The sequence below is a fragment of the Streptomyces sp. NPDC033229 genome, from assembly GCF_055576875.1.
The window spans coordinates 1-14,395 of the sequence record NZ_JBVIQR010000029.1; the positions used below are offsets into that span (position 1 = coordinate 1).

Consider the following 14,395-nt stretch of genomic DNA (forward strand, 5'->3'; position numbering starts at 1 on the left):
ACGGGCCATGGACACTGGCCCGAAGTTCAGCCGATCGATACCTCCTTCACATGGCTGTCCTTACTTACCTGGAGCGACTTCGTGTCGCACACTGAGCACTTCAGGTGGCCAGTTGTGCAGCACAGTCGGCCACAGCGTCTGACAGGTGAAACGGTCGGACAAGGGTGCTCTGGTGGTCGTCGCGGACCGCTACGCCCTCGGCGAAGCAGGGGCACACAGGCTCAGAGTCCGTGTTTGAGTGCGCTGATGGAGATCTTGGTATTGGGCGGAACGGCGTGGGTGGGCCGCGAGGTCTCGCGGCAGGCCTTGGAACGCGGGCATGGGGTGACCTGCCTGGCCCGCGGGGAGAGCGGCAACACGGCTGAGGGCGCGGTGCTGGTCGCCGCGGACAGGCGCGACCCGGCGGCGTACGAAAGCCTGGCGGGCCGGGACTGGGACGCCGTGGTCGAGGTGTCGTGGCAGCCGGGCTTCGTCCGCGGGGCACTGGCGGTGCTCGGCGAGCGGGCGGGCCACTGGTCGTACGTGTCGTCGGTCAGCGCGTATGCCTCGCATGCGCAGCCGGATGCGGACGAGTCGGCGGAACTGCTCCCGGCGGCCGAGCGGGACGAGGTCGACCGCGAGGAGTACGGGGAGGCCAAGGTGGCCTGTGAGCAGGCCGCGGCGGCCGCGGTGGGCGACCGGCTCCTCATCGCGCGAGCGGGACTGATCGGCGGCCCCGGTGACCACAGCGGCCGCACCGGGTACTGGGTCGGCCGCGCGGCCCGCGAGCCGCTGGCCCCGCTGTTGGTGCCGGCGTCCCCGGGCATCCCGACGCAGGTGGTCGACGCGCGAGACCTTGCGGCATGGCTGCTCGACTGTGCGGAGAGGGGGACGACCGGAACGTACGACGCGGTCGGCCCGGTCATGCCCTTCGGGGAGTGGGTCGCACTGTCGCGGGAGATCGGCGGGCACACCGGGCCGGTGGTGGAGGCCGACGCCGACTGGCTGCTCGGGCAGAAGGTGGGTCAGTTCATGGGCCCGGATTCGCTCGCGATGTGGATGGCCGACCCGGACTGGGCCGGCTTCAGCGCCCGCAACGGTTCTGCGGCCGGCGCAGCCGGCCTACGGCACCGGCCCCGGGCGGAGCTGCTGGCGGACGCCCTGCGCTGGGAGCGGGAAGAGGGTCTGGACCGCCCCCGCCGGGCCGGCCTCAGCATCGAGCGTGAGCGCGAACTCCTTGAAGCATTGGGGTAAGGAGGTACAGGGGCCCATGCGCGCAACCGGAACGGGGTGACCGGGACCGAGCGCCGTTCCCTCATCAGGCTCGGTGCTCGGTCCTCGTAGGCGGACGGTGCGCTGAGCGCGAGAAGGGCCAGATGAAGCGCTCAGTGGCTGACCCTGGGACTCAGTCACACGACATCGGCGTCCGCATTCTTCGGGCATTGCATAAAACTTCTTAGCTCCGTATAGTCATGCCATCACCAAGGAGGACCGATGGCAGTGCGTGCGGCAGTGGCGGGAGCGAGTGGATACGCGGGCGGGGAGTTGCTGCGCCTGCTGCTCGCACACCCCGAGGTGCGGATCGGGGCGCTGACCGGGAACTCCAACGCCGGGCAGCGGCTCGGCGCCCTGCAGCCGCATCTGCCGCAGCTCGCCGACCGGGTGCTGGAGCCCACGACCGCCGAGGTCCTCGCGGGCCATGACGTCGTCTTCCTCGCGCTGCCGCACGGGCAGTCCGCCGCCGTCGCCGAGGAGCTCGGGGACGGGGTGCTGGTCGTCGACTGCGGGGCGGATTTCCGGCTCGAGGACGCGGGGGACTGGGAGCGGTTCTACGGGTCGCCGCACGCCGGGACCTGGCCGTACGGGCTGCCGGAGCTGCCCGGCGGGCGGCAGGCGCTGCGCGGCGGGAAGCGGATCGCCGTGCCCGGCTGCTATCCGACGGCCGTCTCGCTCGCGCTCTTCCCCGCGTACGCCGCGGGGCTCGCCGAGCCCGAGGCCGTGATCGTCGCCGCGTCCGGCACGTCCGGTGCGGGCAAGGCGGCCAAGCCGCACCTGCTCGGCAGCGAGGTCATGAGCTCCATGAGCCCGTACGGCGTCGGCGGCGGCCACCGGCACACCCCCGAGATGATCCAGAACCTCTCCGCCGCCGCCGGCGAGCGGGTCACCGTCTCCTTCACCCCGACCCTGGCGCCGATGCCGCGCGGCATCCTCGCCACGTGCGGCGCGAAGGCCCGGCCGGGCGTCACGGCGGAGGGCCTGCGGGCCGCGTACGACAAGGCGTTCCAGGACGAGCCGTTCGTGCGGCTTCTTCCCGAGGGGCAGTGGCCGTCGACCGCCGCCGTCCACGGGGCGAACACCGTGCTGGTCCAGGTCGCCCTCGACGAGGCCGCCGGGCGGATCGTCGCCATCAGCGCGATCGACAACCTCACCAAGGGCACCGCGGGCGGCGCGGTACAGAGCATGAACATCGCCCTCGGCCTCCCGGAAGAGCTGGGGCTGCCGGTCACCGGGGTCGCGCCGTGATCATCAGGCGCGTCTTCGCCACCGTGCTCGCCCGCATCGTGCCGTGCGACACCCCGGCCGCCCCGCAGCAGAAAACGATCAAGTCGGCCCGGTTGCTTGTAGCGACCGGAGCGGCGAACAAGGAGATGCAGTGAGCGTCACGGCAGCAAAGGGATTCAGGGCGGCGGGCATCGCCGCCGGGATCAAGGAGAGCGGTCACCCCGACCTCGCCCTCGTGGTCAACGAGGGCCCCCGTCTGGCCGCCGCCGGCGTCTTCACCTCCAACCGTGTCAAGGCCGCCCCCGTCCGCTGGTCCGAGCAGGTGCTCAAGGGCGGGCAGGTCTCGGCCGTCGTCCTCAACTCCGGTGGTGCCAACGCCTGTACCGGTCCGCTGGGATTCCAGGACACCCACGCCACCGCCGAGAAGGCGGCCGAGGTGCTGGGGGGCAACGCGGGGGAGATCGCCGTCGCCTCGACCGGTCTCATCGGGGTGCGGCTGCCGATGGACAAGCTGCTGCCGGGCATCGGGAAGGCCGCCGCCGAGCTCTCCGCGCACGGTGGTGAGAAGGCCGCCATCGCCATCAAGACCACCGACACCGTGCACAAGACCTCCGTGGCCCAGGGCGACGGCTGGACCGTCGGCGGCATGGCCAAGGGCGCGGGCATGCTCGCACCGGGCCTCGCCACGATGCTCGTCGTCCTGACCACCGACGCCGATGTCGACGCGGCCGGGCTGGACGCGGCTCTGCGTTCCGCCACCCGGCAGACCTTCGACCGGGTCGATTCGGACGGCTGCATGTCCACCAACGACACCGTGCTGCTCCTCGCCTCCGGTGCCTCGGGCGTCACCCCCGCCCCGGATGCCTTCGCCGAGGCCGTGCGGACCGTCTGCGACGATCTCGCCCGCCAGCTCATCGGTGACGCCGAGGGGGCCTCGAAGGACATCCGCATCGAGGTCATCGGCGCCGCCACCGAGGACGACGCCGTCGAGGTGGGCCGCTCCATCGCCCGCAACAACCTCCTCAAGTGCGCCATCCACGGCGAGGACCCCAACTGGGGCCGGGTGCTCTCCGCCATCGGCACCACCTCGGCGGCCTTCGACCCCGACCTGATCGACGTCGCCATCAACGGTGTCTGGGTCTGCAAGGACGGTTCGGTGGGCGAGGACCGCGAACTCGTCGACATGCGCTACCGGGAGGTCCGGATCACCGCCGATCTGTCCGCCGGGCCCGAGTCCGCCGTCATCTGGGCCAACGACCTCACCGCCGACTACGTCCACGAGAACAGCGCGTACTCCTCATGAGCGACACCTTCCCGGAGCGGGCGTCCACCCCGGCCACCGTCTCCGCCCCCACGCCGCCCACCGCCCGTAAGCACACCGCCCTGCCCAAGGCCCGCACCCTCGTCGAGGCGCTGCCCTGGCTGACGCGGCATCACGGCAAGACCGTCGTCATCAAGTTCGGCGGCAACGCCATGGTCGACCAGGAGCTGAAGGCCGCGTTCGCCCAGGACGTCGTCTTCCTGCGCCACGCGGGCCTGCGTCCGGTCGTCGTGCACGGTGGCGGGCCGCAGATCAGCGCGCAGCTCGAAAAGCTGGGCCTGACCTCCGAGTTCAAGGCCGGGCTGCGGGTCACCACCCCCGAGGCGATGGACGTCGTACGGATGGTGCTCGCCGGGCAGGTGCAGCGCGAGTTGGTCGGGCTGCTCAACGAGCACGGGCCGCTCGCCGTCGGCATGACCGGCGAGGACGCCCACACCATGACCGCCACCAAGCGCTACGCCGAGATCGACGGCGAGCGGGTGGACCTCGGCCGGGTCGGCGAGATCGCCGAGATCGACACCGGGGCGATCCAGGCCCTGCTGGACGACGGCCGGATCCCCGTCGTCTCCTCCATCGCCCGCAGCGCGGACGACGACCATGTGTACAACGTCAACGCCGACACCGCCGCCGCCGCCCTCGCCGCCGCCCTCGGCGCCGAGACGCTGATGGTCCTCACCGACGTCGAGGGCCTCTACGCGGACTGGCCGAACAGCGACGACGTCATCAGCCAGCTCACCGCGAGCGAGCTGGAGACGCTGCTGCCGGAGCTGGCCAGCGGGATGGTCCCCAAGATGGAGGGCTGTCTGCACGCCGTGCGCAACGGCGTCACCACCGCCCGCGTGATCGACGGCCGGGTCCAGCACTCGATCCTGCTGGAGATCTTCACGGATGAAGGCGTCGGCACGATGGTCGTGCCGGACCAGCCGGTCGAGAGGGCCACGCTGTGAGCAACGACGAACTGACCAGGCGCTGGCAGGGCGCCCTGATGGACAACTACGGCACACCCAGGATCCCCCTGGTGCGCGGCGCGGGCACCGAGGTCTGGGACGCGGACGGCAAGCGCTATCTGGACTTCGTCGGCGGGATCGCCGTCAACGCCCTCGGCCACGCCCACCCCGCCGTCGTCCGGGCGGTGTCGGAGCAGATCGCCACGCTCGGCCACGTCTCCAACCTCTTCACCGCCGAGCCCCCGGTCGCGCTCGCGGAGCGGCTCCTGACGCTGGCCGGCCGCCCCGGGCGGGTCTACTTCTCCAACTCCGGCGCGGAGGCCATCGAGGCGGCCTTCAAGATCGGGCGGCGTACGGGCCGTACCCACATGGTCGCCACCCTCGGCGGCTTCCACGGCCGCACCATGGGCGCCCTGGCGCTCACCGGACAGCCGGCGAAGCAGGAGCCGTTCCTGCCGCTGCCCGGCGAGGTCACGCATGTCCCGTACGGGGACGTCGAGGCGCTGCGCGCGGCGGTCAGCACCGATACCGCGCTGGTGGTGCTGGAGCCGGTGCAGGGCGAGAACGGCGTCGTCGTGCCGCCCGCGGGCTATCTCGCCGCCGCCCGTGAGATCACCCGGGCCACCGGAACGCTCCTGGTCCTGGACGAGATCCAGACAGGTATCGGCCGTACCGGCCACTGGTTCGAGCACCGGGCGCAGGGCATCGAGCCCGATGTCGTCACCCTCGCCAAGGGCCTCGGCGGCGGGCTGCCGATCGGCGCGACCCTGGCCTTCGGCCCCGCGGCCGACCTGCTGACACCCGGTCAGCACGGCTCGACCTTCGGCGGCAACCCGGTCTCCTGCGCGGCCGCCCTGGCGGTCCTGGACACCCTCGCGGGCGACGGGGTACTTGACACGGTCAAGCGCACGGGAGAGTTGCTGCGTGACGGGATCACCGCCCTCGGGCACCCACTGGTCGACCACATCCGTGGCGCGGGCCTTCTGCTGGGTATTGTCCTTTCCGAGCCCCTCGCACCGAACGTGCAGCAGGCGGCACAGGACGCCGGACTCCTGGTGAACGCGGTCGCACCCCATGTGGTGCGGCTGGCCCCTCCGCTGATCATCACCGAAGATGACGTGGAAACGTTCCTCCGGGCGCTGCCCGGTGTCCTGGACGCTGCCGCGGGGGTGCACGAGGCCGACGGGGCCCATGGGGAACGACGATCCGGAGACTGACGAGACGATGACCGAGGCGCAGGAGCCCGAGCCGTTCCACGGCGGGCAGGCAGTACCCCAGACCCGCACCGCCCGCCACCGCCGGATCGTGGACATCCTCGGCCGGCAACCCGTACGGTCACAGAGCCAGCTGGCCAAGCTGCTCGCCGACGACGGCCTGTCCGTCACCCAGGCGACGCTCTCCCGCGACCTCGACGAGCTGGGCGCGGTCAAGATCCGCAACACCGGTGGTGAGCTGATCTACGCCGTGCCCTCCGAGGGCGGCGACCGCACCCCGCGGGCCCCGCTGGGCGAGTCCGCGACCGAGGCCCGGATGGGCCGACTGGCGGCCGAGCTGCTGATCTCGGCGGAGGCGTCCGCCAACCTCGTGGTCCTGCGCACCCCGCCCGGGGCCGCCCAGTTCTTCGCCTCGGCCATCGACCAGGCGGGCGTCCACGAGATCATCGGCACGATCGCCGGTGACGACACCGTCATGCTCATCAGCCGCGACCCCAAGGGCGGCCAGGCCCTGGCGGATCACCTGCTGCGGCTGGCCCAGAAGGAACGCTGAGGCCCGGCGCGCCCTGCGGGCGCGTCCTCAAGCGCCGGACGGGCTGGGTTCGGGCTGGCCTCGGCCACATCAAGCCCGTCCGGCAATTGAGGACAACCGCCGCGCAGCGGTGGTGCGGACGCCACGGGCGTCGAGACTGTCCGGAAACGCCGACCGCAGGGATCAGGCGGTGGTGCGGACGCCACCGGCGTCGAGGCCGTCCATGAACGCCGACCGCAGGGTCAGGTGGCGGTGCGTGCGACGGCGTCCGCGACGACCGCCCGGAGCTCACCCGTGCGGCGATAGCTCTCGCGCTGCGCGCCCGCCCCGCCGCCTCCCTTCAGCAGCCGTTCCGACGACTCCCGCACCCACTGCAGATCCCCCGCGTCCGTAAGGGCCTCGTGGACGTGGTCCACCAACGCCCGTACCACCGTCTCCGCGGGGGCCGGGGTCCACGTCAGCGGATGGACCAGGCGGTCCGACACCCCGGACTTCGCGGCCTGCCAGCCCGTCAGCCGCAGCAGGCCCACCGTGGCCGGCTTCGGCGGTTCCCCCGCACGCCACGCACGGGCCGCCGTCTCCACCAACGCCCGGGTGAGCGCCGCGATCAACACCGTGTCGTCGGCGTCCAGGCACACGTCCGCCACCCTGATCTCCACGGTGGGGTAGTGGCGCGACAGACGCGCGTCGAAATAGATCATGCCCAGGTCGAGGAGCGCCTCCGTCGCCAGGAGTGCCCTCACCCGCGCGTGGTACTCCTCGGCCGAACCGAACACCTCCACCGGGCCCGCGGACGGCCAGCGGCCCCAGACCTGGCTGCGATAGCTGGCGTAACCGCTGTCGTCGCCCTGCCAGAAAGGGGAGTTCGCGCTGAGCGCCAGCAAGGGGGCCAGCCACGGCCGGATCCGGTCCAGGACCGCGACCCCCTCCTCGTCCGACTCGACGCCCACATGGACGTGGCAACCGCAGGTGAGCTGCTCCTGGGCGGTCAGCCCGAACTCCGCCGCCAACTTCCGGTACCGCCGTCCCGCGCTCAGCGACGGATCGACCCGCAGCGGCGACGTGGCCAGTGCCGCGACCTCCGCCCCGGCACACCGCGCCTGCTCCGCCGCCGTACGACGGCGCTTTCGCACCTCCGCGGCCAGGACCGTCATATCGGTTGTCGGCGAGGTGGCGGTCTCCAGCTGTTCCCGCTGCAACTCCTTCTCCAGGCCCGCCTCGTCCCCGGCCCGCTCGAGCACCGCCCCCGCGACCGCACGGGGACTCCCGGTGTCCGGATCCACGAGGAGGAGCTCCTCTTCCACACCGACGCTGCGCATCGCCACCGCCCTTATTTCGTGGTCCACGGACCTGCTGCTTCCCGGGACATCCTGATTCCCGCAGCCGCACGGAATACTCCGCCGGCGACCGGGCGGAGCAGTGCGGCAGGGGCGCGCGCCCGAGCCGGTGATGCGGGCGGCCGGTACGGGGTAGCCGTCCGCCCATGGCCAAGATTCTCGTGGGGACGTGTTCCTGGACGGACCCCTCTCTCGTCAGCAGCGGCTGGTACCCACCCGGGGCCCGCGATCCCGAGGGCCGGTTACGGCACTACGCGGACCGCTTCCCCGTGGTGGAGGTCGACGCCACGTATTACGGCCTGCCCAGCACGCGCAACAGCCGGCTGTGGGCGGAGCGGACGCCCCAGGGGTTCACCTTCGACGTCAAGGCCTTCGCGCCCTTGACCGGGCATGCCGTACGGGCCGGGGCCCTGCCCGCCGATCTCCGGCCGGCGGGCCCGGCGCAGCGCCGGGTGGCGTGCGCCGAACTCGCGTCCGGGGTGACGGACGAGCTGTGGGAACGCTTCACGGGCGCACTGGGCCCCCTGCGGGAGTCCGGCCGACTGGGCAGCGTGCTCCTGCAGTTCCCGCCGTGGCTGCGGCCGGGCCCCCGGGCCCACGAGCGGCTGGCCGCGTGCCGTGAGCGCGCGCCGGCCCTGCCGCTCGCGGTCGAGTTCCGCCACCCCGCGTGGCTGGCCCCCGACGAGCTGCCGCGCACCCTCGACGTGCTGCGCGCCCACCGCATGGCCCTGGTGGCCGTCGATACCGCGCGGACCGTGCCCGGGGCCCTGCCGCCGACCGACGACGTCACCCACCCCGGCCTGGCGGTCGTCCGCTTCCACGGGCGCTCCGAGGCATGGGGAACGGGCAGCAAGGAGGACCGCTTCCGCCATCGCTACACGGTCGCCGAGCTCACGCCGTGGACGGAACGGATACGACGGCTCGCCGACCGGGCCGATGAGGTGCACGTCCTGTTCAACAACTGCTGCGCGGACGCCGCGGTCAGCGCCGCCGCGACCATGCGGCACCTGCTCGCGGAAACGGTGGGCCTGGGCCCAGCGCAGTGACAGGGCGAACGAAAGAAGCCTCCGACGCACGGTTTCCCGTGCGTCGGAGGCTTCTTCAGCACCGTCGGGACGACAGGATTTGAACCTGCGACCCCTTGACCCCCAGTCAAGTGCGCTACCAAGCTGCGCCACGTCCCGGTGCACGCCCCGTCTGCGGGTTTCCCCTGAACGGGCGCGCAGAAGAAAAATACCCTGTTCCGGGGCGAATATCGAACTCGGGTCGCCGACCCCTCCGCGCACGGCCCGCGCACGGCCCGCGCGGCCGCTCCCGGACGCCCCGCCGGGGTGTGACTGCCCCCGGCGACGCCCCCCTGAAACCCCCTGACGTGGGCGTTTGATCCCGGTTGAGCACTGAACGGCCACACCGTGGCCCCTGTCCCGCGCCCCGATCCCCCCGACGTTGACGAAACATACGGTGGAGTGCATACTTATGCCCATCAGCGTTTGCACCGTAAGGAGAAACCCGTGACCGAGCGCGTCGTACTCGCCTACTCCGGCGGCCTGGACACCTCCGTCGCCATCGGCTGGATCGCCGAGGAGACGGGCGCCGAGGTCATCGCCGTCGCCGTCGATGTCGGCCAGGGCGGCGAGGACCTGGACGTCATCCGCAAGCGTGCGCTCGCGTGCGGTGCGGTCGAGGCGGAGGTCGCGGACGCCAAGGACGAGTTCGCCGAGGAGTACTGCCTCCCGGCGATCAAGGCCAACGCCCTCTACATGGACCGCTACCCGCTGGTCTCCGCCCTCTCCCGGCCGACGATCGTCAAGCACCTCGTCGCCGCCGCCCAGAAGCACGGCGCGACCACGGTCGCCCACGGCTGCACGGGCAAGGGCAACGACCAGGTGCGGTTCGAGGCCGGTATCTCCTCCCTCGCCCCGCAGCTCAAGTGCATCGCGCCGGTCCGTGACTACGCCATGACCCGGGACAAGGCCATCGCCTTCTGCGAGGAGAAGAACCTCCCGATCGCGACGACCAAGAAGTCCCCGTACTCCATCGACCAGAACGTCTTCGGCCGGGCCGTCGAGACCGGCTTCCTCGAGGACATCTGGAACGCGCCGATCGAGGACGTCTACGACTACACCGCCAACCCGGCCACCCCCCGGGAGGCCGACGAGGTGATCATCACCTTCGAGCAGGGTGTCCCGGTCGCCATCGACGGCAAGCCCGTCTCGGTGCTGCAGGCCATCCAGCAGCTCAACGAGCGGGCCGGTGCGCAGGGCGTCGGCCGGCTCGACATGGTCGAGGACCGGCTGGTGGGCATCAAGTCCCGCGAGATCTACGAGGCGCCCGGCGCGATCGCGCTGATCACCGCGCACCAGGAGCTGGAGAGCGTCACCGTCGAGCGCGAGCTCGCCCGGTACAAGCGGCAGGTCGAGCAGCGGTGGAGCGAGCTGGTCTACGACGGCCTGTGGTTCTCCCCGCTCAAGCGGGCCCTGGACGGCTTCATCGCCGAGGCCAACGAGCACGTCTCCGGCGACATCCGGATGACGCTGCACGGCGGCCGGGCCGTCGTCACCGGCCGGAAGTCCGAGCAGTCGCTCTACGACTTCAACCTCGCCACCTACGACACCGGCGACACCTTCGACCAGTCGCTCTCCAAGGGCTTCATCGAGATCTTCGGTCTGTCGTCGAAGATCGCCGCCAAGCGTGACCTGGTCTGACCCGACGCGTTAGGCGCCGCGACACGCCTTTCACCCTTGTTCGTATCGACCTTGTTCGCATCGACGTGAAAGCCGCCTCCCCGCCCCTGGTGGGGAGGCGGCCGCACACCACCAGCCTTTGAGGAGCAGCAAGTGAGCAACGCCAGCAGCGGCGACGTACGGCTGTGGGGCGGCCGGTTCGCGGACGGACCCGCCGAGGCCCTCGCCAAGCTCTCCGCGTCCGTCCACTTCGACTGGCGTCTGGCGCCCTACGACATCGCGGGCTCCCGCGCGCACGCGCGCGTGCTGCACCAGGCCGGTCTGCTGACGGCCGACGAGCTCCAGCGGATGCTCGACGGCCTCGGGCTGCTGGAGGCCGACGTCGCGGCCGGCACCTTCGTCGGCACCATCGCCGACGAGGACGTGCACACCGCCCTCGAGCGGGGGCTGCTGGAGCGGCTCGGCCCCGACCTCGGCGGCAAGCTGCGCGCCGGCCGGTCCCGCAACGACCAGGTCGCCACGCTCTTCCGGATGTATCTGCGCGACCACGCCCGGATCATCGGCGGACTGATCGCCGACCTCCAGGAGACCCTGGTCGGGCTGGCGGAGGCGCACGCGGACGTCGCCATGCCGGGCCGCACGCACCTCCAGCACGCCCAGCCGGTGCTCTTCGCCCACCACGTCCTCGCCCATGTCCAGGCGCTGGGCCGGGACGCCGAGCGGCTGCGGCAGTGGGACGAGCGCACGGCCGTCTCCCCGTACGGCTCGGGCGCGCTCGCCGGGTCCTCCCTCGGGCTCGACCCGGAGGCGGTCGCAGCCGACCTCGGCTTCGAGCGCGGTTCGGTGGGCAACAGCATCGACGGGACGGCCTCGCGGGACTTCGTCGCCGAGTTCGCCTTCATCACCGCGATGATCGGTATCGATCTGTCACGGATCGCCGAGGAGATCATCATCTGGAACACGAAGGAGTTCTCCTTCGTGACCCTCCACGACGCCTTCTCCACCGGCTCCTCGATCATGCCGCAGAAGAAGAACCCGGACATCGCGGAGCTGGCCCGGGGCAAGTCGGGGCGGCTGATCGGCAATCTGACCGGTCTGCTGGCGACGCTCAAGGCCCTGCCGCTGGCCTACAACCGCGACCTCCAGGAGGACAAGGAGCCGGTCTTCGACTCCTGCGACCAGCTGGAGGTCCTGCTGCCGGCCTTCACCGGGATGATGGCGACCCTCACCGTCAACCGCGCCCGGATGGGCGAACTGGCCCCCGCGGGTTTCTCGCTGGCCACCGACATCGCCGAGTGGCTGGTCAAGCAGGGGGTGCCGTTCCGCGTGGCGCACGAGGTCGCGGGGGAGTGCGTGAAGGAGTGCGAGGCGCGGGGCATCGAGCTGGACGAGCTGACCGACGAGCAGTTCGCCGCCATCTCGCCGCACCTGACCCCCGAGGTCCGCACGGTCCTCAATGTGCCCGGCGCGCTCGCCTCGCGCTCCGGCCGGGGCGGCACGGCGCCGTCGGCGGTCGCCGTCCAGCTGACCGAGGTCAAGGCCGACCTCGCGGTCCAGCGGGAATGGGCGGACGCGAAGCGGGGCTGACCGGCTCCACCGGCTCCACCGGCTCCGGCGGACACCGCTGAGACAACGATCACCCGAATGAGACATCGCTGTCTCATTCGGGTTATCGTCGTCTCATGAGTGTCGACCGTGACCGTGTGCTCGCCGAGGCGGCCGCCCTGCTCACCCGCAAGGCGACCGCCTCGATGGACGAGATCGCCAAGGCCGCCGGAATCAGCCGCGCCACCCTCCACCGCCACTTCGCCGGGCGCGACGCGCTCGTACGGGCCCTGGAGGACCTGGGCATCGAGCAGTTCGAGCGGGCCCTGGACGAGGCCCGGACCGAGGAGGGCGACGCGGCCGAGGCCCTGCGCCGGCTCATCGCGGCCACCGAACCGGTCGCCGGGATCATGGCCTTCCTCTACACCGAGAACCAGCTCTACGAGGCGGGTCTCAACGAGGGCTGGAACCGGCTCGACGCCCGCGTGACGGGCCTCTTCCAGCGGGGCCAGGAGGAGGGCGTCTTCCGGCTGGAGCTGTCACCCGCCTGGCTCACCGAGGCGCTCTACGGACTGATCGGGGCCGGGGCGTGGGCCGTACAGGACGGCCGGGTGGCCGCCAAGGACCGCACCCGCATGGTCGCCGAGCTGCTGCTCGGGGGCGCGCAACGGAGGATGAAACAGTGACCGGCCCCATCGAGAGCCCGACCGGCAGCCCCAGCGGCGGCCCGCAGTCCGAAACGCCGCGTCCCGGGCGCTGGCTCGCACTCACCGTCCTCGTTCTCGCCGTCCTGCTCGTCGCCGTCGACGCGACCGTCCTCGGTCTCGCGACGCCCTTCCTCAGCGAGGACCTGCGCCCGTCGGGCACCCAGCTGCTGTGGATCGGTGACATCTACTCCTTCGTCATCGCCGGGCTCCTGGTCTCCATGGGCAGCCTCGGCGACCGCATCGGGCGCAAGAAGCTGCTGCTGACCGGCTCCGTGGCGTTCGGCGCCGTGTCGGTGCTCAACGCCTACGCGACGAGCCCGGAGATGATGATCGTCGCCCGCGCCCTGCTGGGCGTGGCGGGCGCGACGCTGATGCCCTCCACCCTCGCCCTCATTCGCAATCTCTTCCACGACCCCAAGGAGCGCAGCTTCGCCATCGGCATCTGGGGTGCGATGGCCTCCGCCGGGGCGGCCGTGGGCCCGGTCGTGGGCGGCTTCCTGCTGGGGCACTTCTGGTGGGGTTCGGTCTTCCTGATCAACCTGCCGGTCATGGCCGTCCTCGTCCTCGTCGGCATCAAGCTGCTGCCCGAGTCGCGCGACCCCTCGCCCGGCCCCTGGGACCTGCCCAGCGTCGCCCTGTCGATGATCGGCATCGTGGCGATCGTCTTCGCGATCAAGGAGGGCGCGGCGAACGGCTTCCACTGGTACGTCCTCCTCGCGGCCGCCGTCGGCGCGCTGGCGCTGGTGTGGTTCGTCCGCCGGCAGCTCACCCTGCCCTCGCCCCTGCTGGACATGCGGCTCTTCCACCACCGGGGTTTCTCCGGCGCGGTCCTCGCCGATCTGCTGACCATCCTCGGCCTCTCCGGGCTGGTCTTCTTCCTCTCGCAGTTCCTGCAGCTGGTCCAGGACCGCGACCCGCTGGAGGCGGGCCTCGCGGAGCTGCCGGCGGCCGTCGGCGCGGTCACCGCGGGGCTGCTCGCGGGCAGGGTGGCCCGGCGCTACTCCGTGCGGTCGGTGGTGGCGGGCGGGCTCGGCGCCATCGGTGTCTCCCTCGCCGCGCTCGTGTGGCTGCAGAGCGACACGGCGTATCCGATCCTCGGCGCGGTGCTGCTGGTCGTCGGCGTCGGCGCGGGCTTCTCCTTCACCGTCACCGCGGATGTGATCCTCTCCAGCGTGCCCAAGGAGCAGGCGGGCGCGGCCTCGGCGGTCTCCGAGACGGCCTACGAGCTCGGTGCCGCCCTCGGCATCGCCCTCCTCGGCTCGATCGTCACCGGCGTCTACTCCGACTTCGCCACCCCCGAGGGCGTTCCGGCCGCCGCGGCGGCCGAGGCGCACGAGTCCCTGGGCGGCGCGGTCGAGATGGCCGCCGACCTCCCGGCGGACACCGGCGGGGCCCTGCTCGCCTCGGCCCAGGGCGCCTTTGTCGACGGTCTGCAGATCGCCTCGGGCGTCGGCGCGGTGGTCCTGCTCGCGACGGCGGTCGCCGCCTGGTTCCTGCTGCGCGGACAGCGGCTGGAGGGCGGCGGGCACTGAGGCCGCCCGGCGGAGCCGTGCCTCTACCTCACGGTCACGCGGACCGGAGCAGCATGCTCCGGTCCGCGTGACTTTTTCGTGAACAAAAGTGTCTT

13 protein-coding genes and 1 tRNA gene are annotated in these 14,395 nt (G+C 71.7%); 12 read left to right on the top strand and 2 right to left on the bottom strand.

The window, feature by feature from the left end; genetic code table 11:
- Positions 1-246 precede the first annotated feature (246 nt).
- From ACZ53N_RS24070 to ACZ53N_RS24100, 7 genes are all read left to right on the top strand, one after another.
- Positions 247-1,233: an NAD-dependent epimerase/dehydratase family protein gene (locus ACZ53N_RS24070; RefSeq protein ID WP_469142877.1), complete on the top strand. Its 987-nt coding sequence runs from the start codon at positions 247-249 to the stop codon at positions 1,231-1,233.
- 240 nt (positions 1,234-1,473) lie between these two features.
- Complete coding sequence (argC, locus tag ACZ53N_RS24075) at positions 1,474-2,502, top strand: N-acetyl-gamma-glutamyl-phosphate reductase (RefSeq protein ID WP_469142878.1); 1,029 nt, start codon at positions 1,474-1,476, stop codon at positions 2,500-2,502.
- A complete protein-coding gene (locus tag ACZ53N_RS24080; RefSeq protein WP_469142879.1) occupies positions 2,499-2,636 on the top strand; it encodes a hypothetical protein in 138 nt (45 codons plus the stop codon). Before argC ends, ACZ53N_RS24080 begins: the two co-directional genes overlap by 4 nt.
- Positions 2,633-3,784 carry a bifunctional glutamate N-acetyltransferase/amino-acid acetyltransferase ArgJ gene (gene argJ / locus ACZ53N_RS24085; RefSeq protein ID WP_469142880.1) on the top strand — a complete coding sequence of 384 codons (1,152 nt, stop codon included), beginning with the start codon at positions 2,633-2,635 and terminating at the stop codon, positions 3,782-3,784. The genes ACZ53N_RS24080 and argJ overlap by 4 nt, the downstream gene beginning before the upstream one ends.
- The gene (gene argB, locus ACZ53N_RS24090; protein ID WP_469142881.1) at positions 3,781-4,749 is read left to right on the top strand and encodes an acetylglutamate kinase; all 969 of its coding nucleotides are present in this window, start codon (positions 3,781-3,783) and stop codon (positions 4,747-4,749) included. Before argJ ends, argB begins: the two co-directional genes overlap by 4 nt.
- Positions 4,746-5,966 carry an acetylornithine transaminase gene (locus ACZ53N_RS24095; RefSeq protein WP_469142882.1) on the top strand — a complete coding sequence of 407 codons (1,221 nt, stop codon included), beginning with the start codon at positions 4,746-4,748 and terminating at the stop codon, positions 5,964-5,966. The genes argB and ACZ53N_RS24095 overlap by 4 nt, the downstream gene beginning before the upstream one ends.
- A 7-nt stretch (positions 5,967-5,973) precedes the next feature.
- Positions 5,974-6,516, top strand: coding sequence for an arginine repressor (locus tag ACZ53N_RS24100; RefSeq protein WP_356458852.1), 543 nt, complete (start codon positions 5,974-5,976; stop codon positions 6,514-6,516).
- 221 nt (positions 6,517-6,737) lie between these two features.
- Here ACZ53N_RS24100 and ACZ53N_RS24105 read toward each other — a convergent pair whose 3' ends face one another.
- Positions 6,738-7,814 (bottom strand): glutamate--cysteine ligase, encoded by a 1,077-nt coding sequence (locus ACZ53N_RS24105; RefSeq protein ID WP_469142955.1) that lies wholly within the window; start codon positions 7,812-7,814, stop codon positions 6,738-6,740.
- Between the two features lie 164 nt (positions 7,815-7,978).
- Here ACZ53N_RS24105 and ACZ53N_RS24110 point away from each other — a divergent pair, with 164 nt between their 5' ends.
- Positions 7,979-8,878 carry a DUF72 domain-containing protein gene (locus ACZ53N_RS24110; RefSeq protein ID WP_469142883.1) on the top strand — a complete coding sequence of 300 codons (900 nt, stop codon included), beginning with the start codon at positions 7,979-7,981 and terminating at the stop codon, positions 8,876-8,878.
- Between the two features lie 64 nt (positions 8,879-8,942).
- Here ACZ53N_RS24110 and ACZ53N_RS24115 read toward each other — a convergent pair.
- Positions 8,943-9,016, bottom strand: a tRNA-Pro gene (locus ACZ53N_RS24115).
- 327 nt (positions 9,017-9,343) lie between these two features.
- Between ACZ53N_RS24115 and ACZ53N_RS24120 the strand changes: the two genes are divergently transcribed.
- The 4 genes from ACZ53N_RS24120 to ACZ53N_RS24135 all read left to right on the top strand — a co-directional run bounded on the left by ACZ53N_RS24120 (position 9,344) and on the right by ACZ53N_RS24135 (position 14,300).
- The gene (locus ACZ53N_RS24120; RefSeq protein ID WP_469142884.1) at positions 9,344-10,537 is read left to right on the top strand and encodes an argininosuccinate synthase; all 1,194 of its coding nucleotides are present in this window, start codon (positions 9,344-9,346) and stop codon (positions 10,535-10,537) included.
- A 132-nt stretch (positions 10,538-10,669) separates the two neighbouring features.
- Entirely contained in the window at positions 10,670-12,103 is a 1,434-nt protein-coding gene (gene argH / locus ACZ53N_RS24125) for an argininosuccinate lyase (protein WP_469142885.1), read from the top strand.
- 95 nt (positions 12,104-12,198) lie between these two features.
- A complete protein-coding gene (locus ACZ53N_RS24130; RefSeq protein ID WP_469142886.1) occupies positions 12,199-12,747 on the top strand; it encodes a TetR/AcrR family transcriptional regulator in 549 nt (182 codons plus the stop codon).
- An 8-nt stretch (positions 12,748-12,755) separates the two neighbouring features.
- On the top strand, positions 12,756-14,300 hold the full coding sequence (locus ACZ53N_RS24135; RefSeq protein WP_469142956.1) for an MFS transporter: 1,545 nt from the start codon (positions 12,756-12,758) through the stop codon (positions 14,298-14,300).
- Positions 14,301-14,395 lie beyond the last annotated feature (95 nt).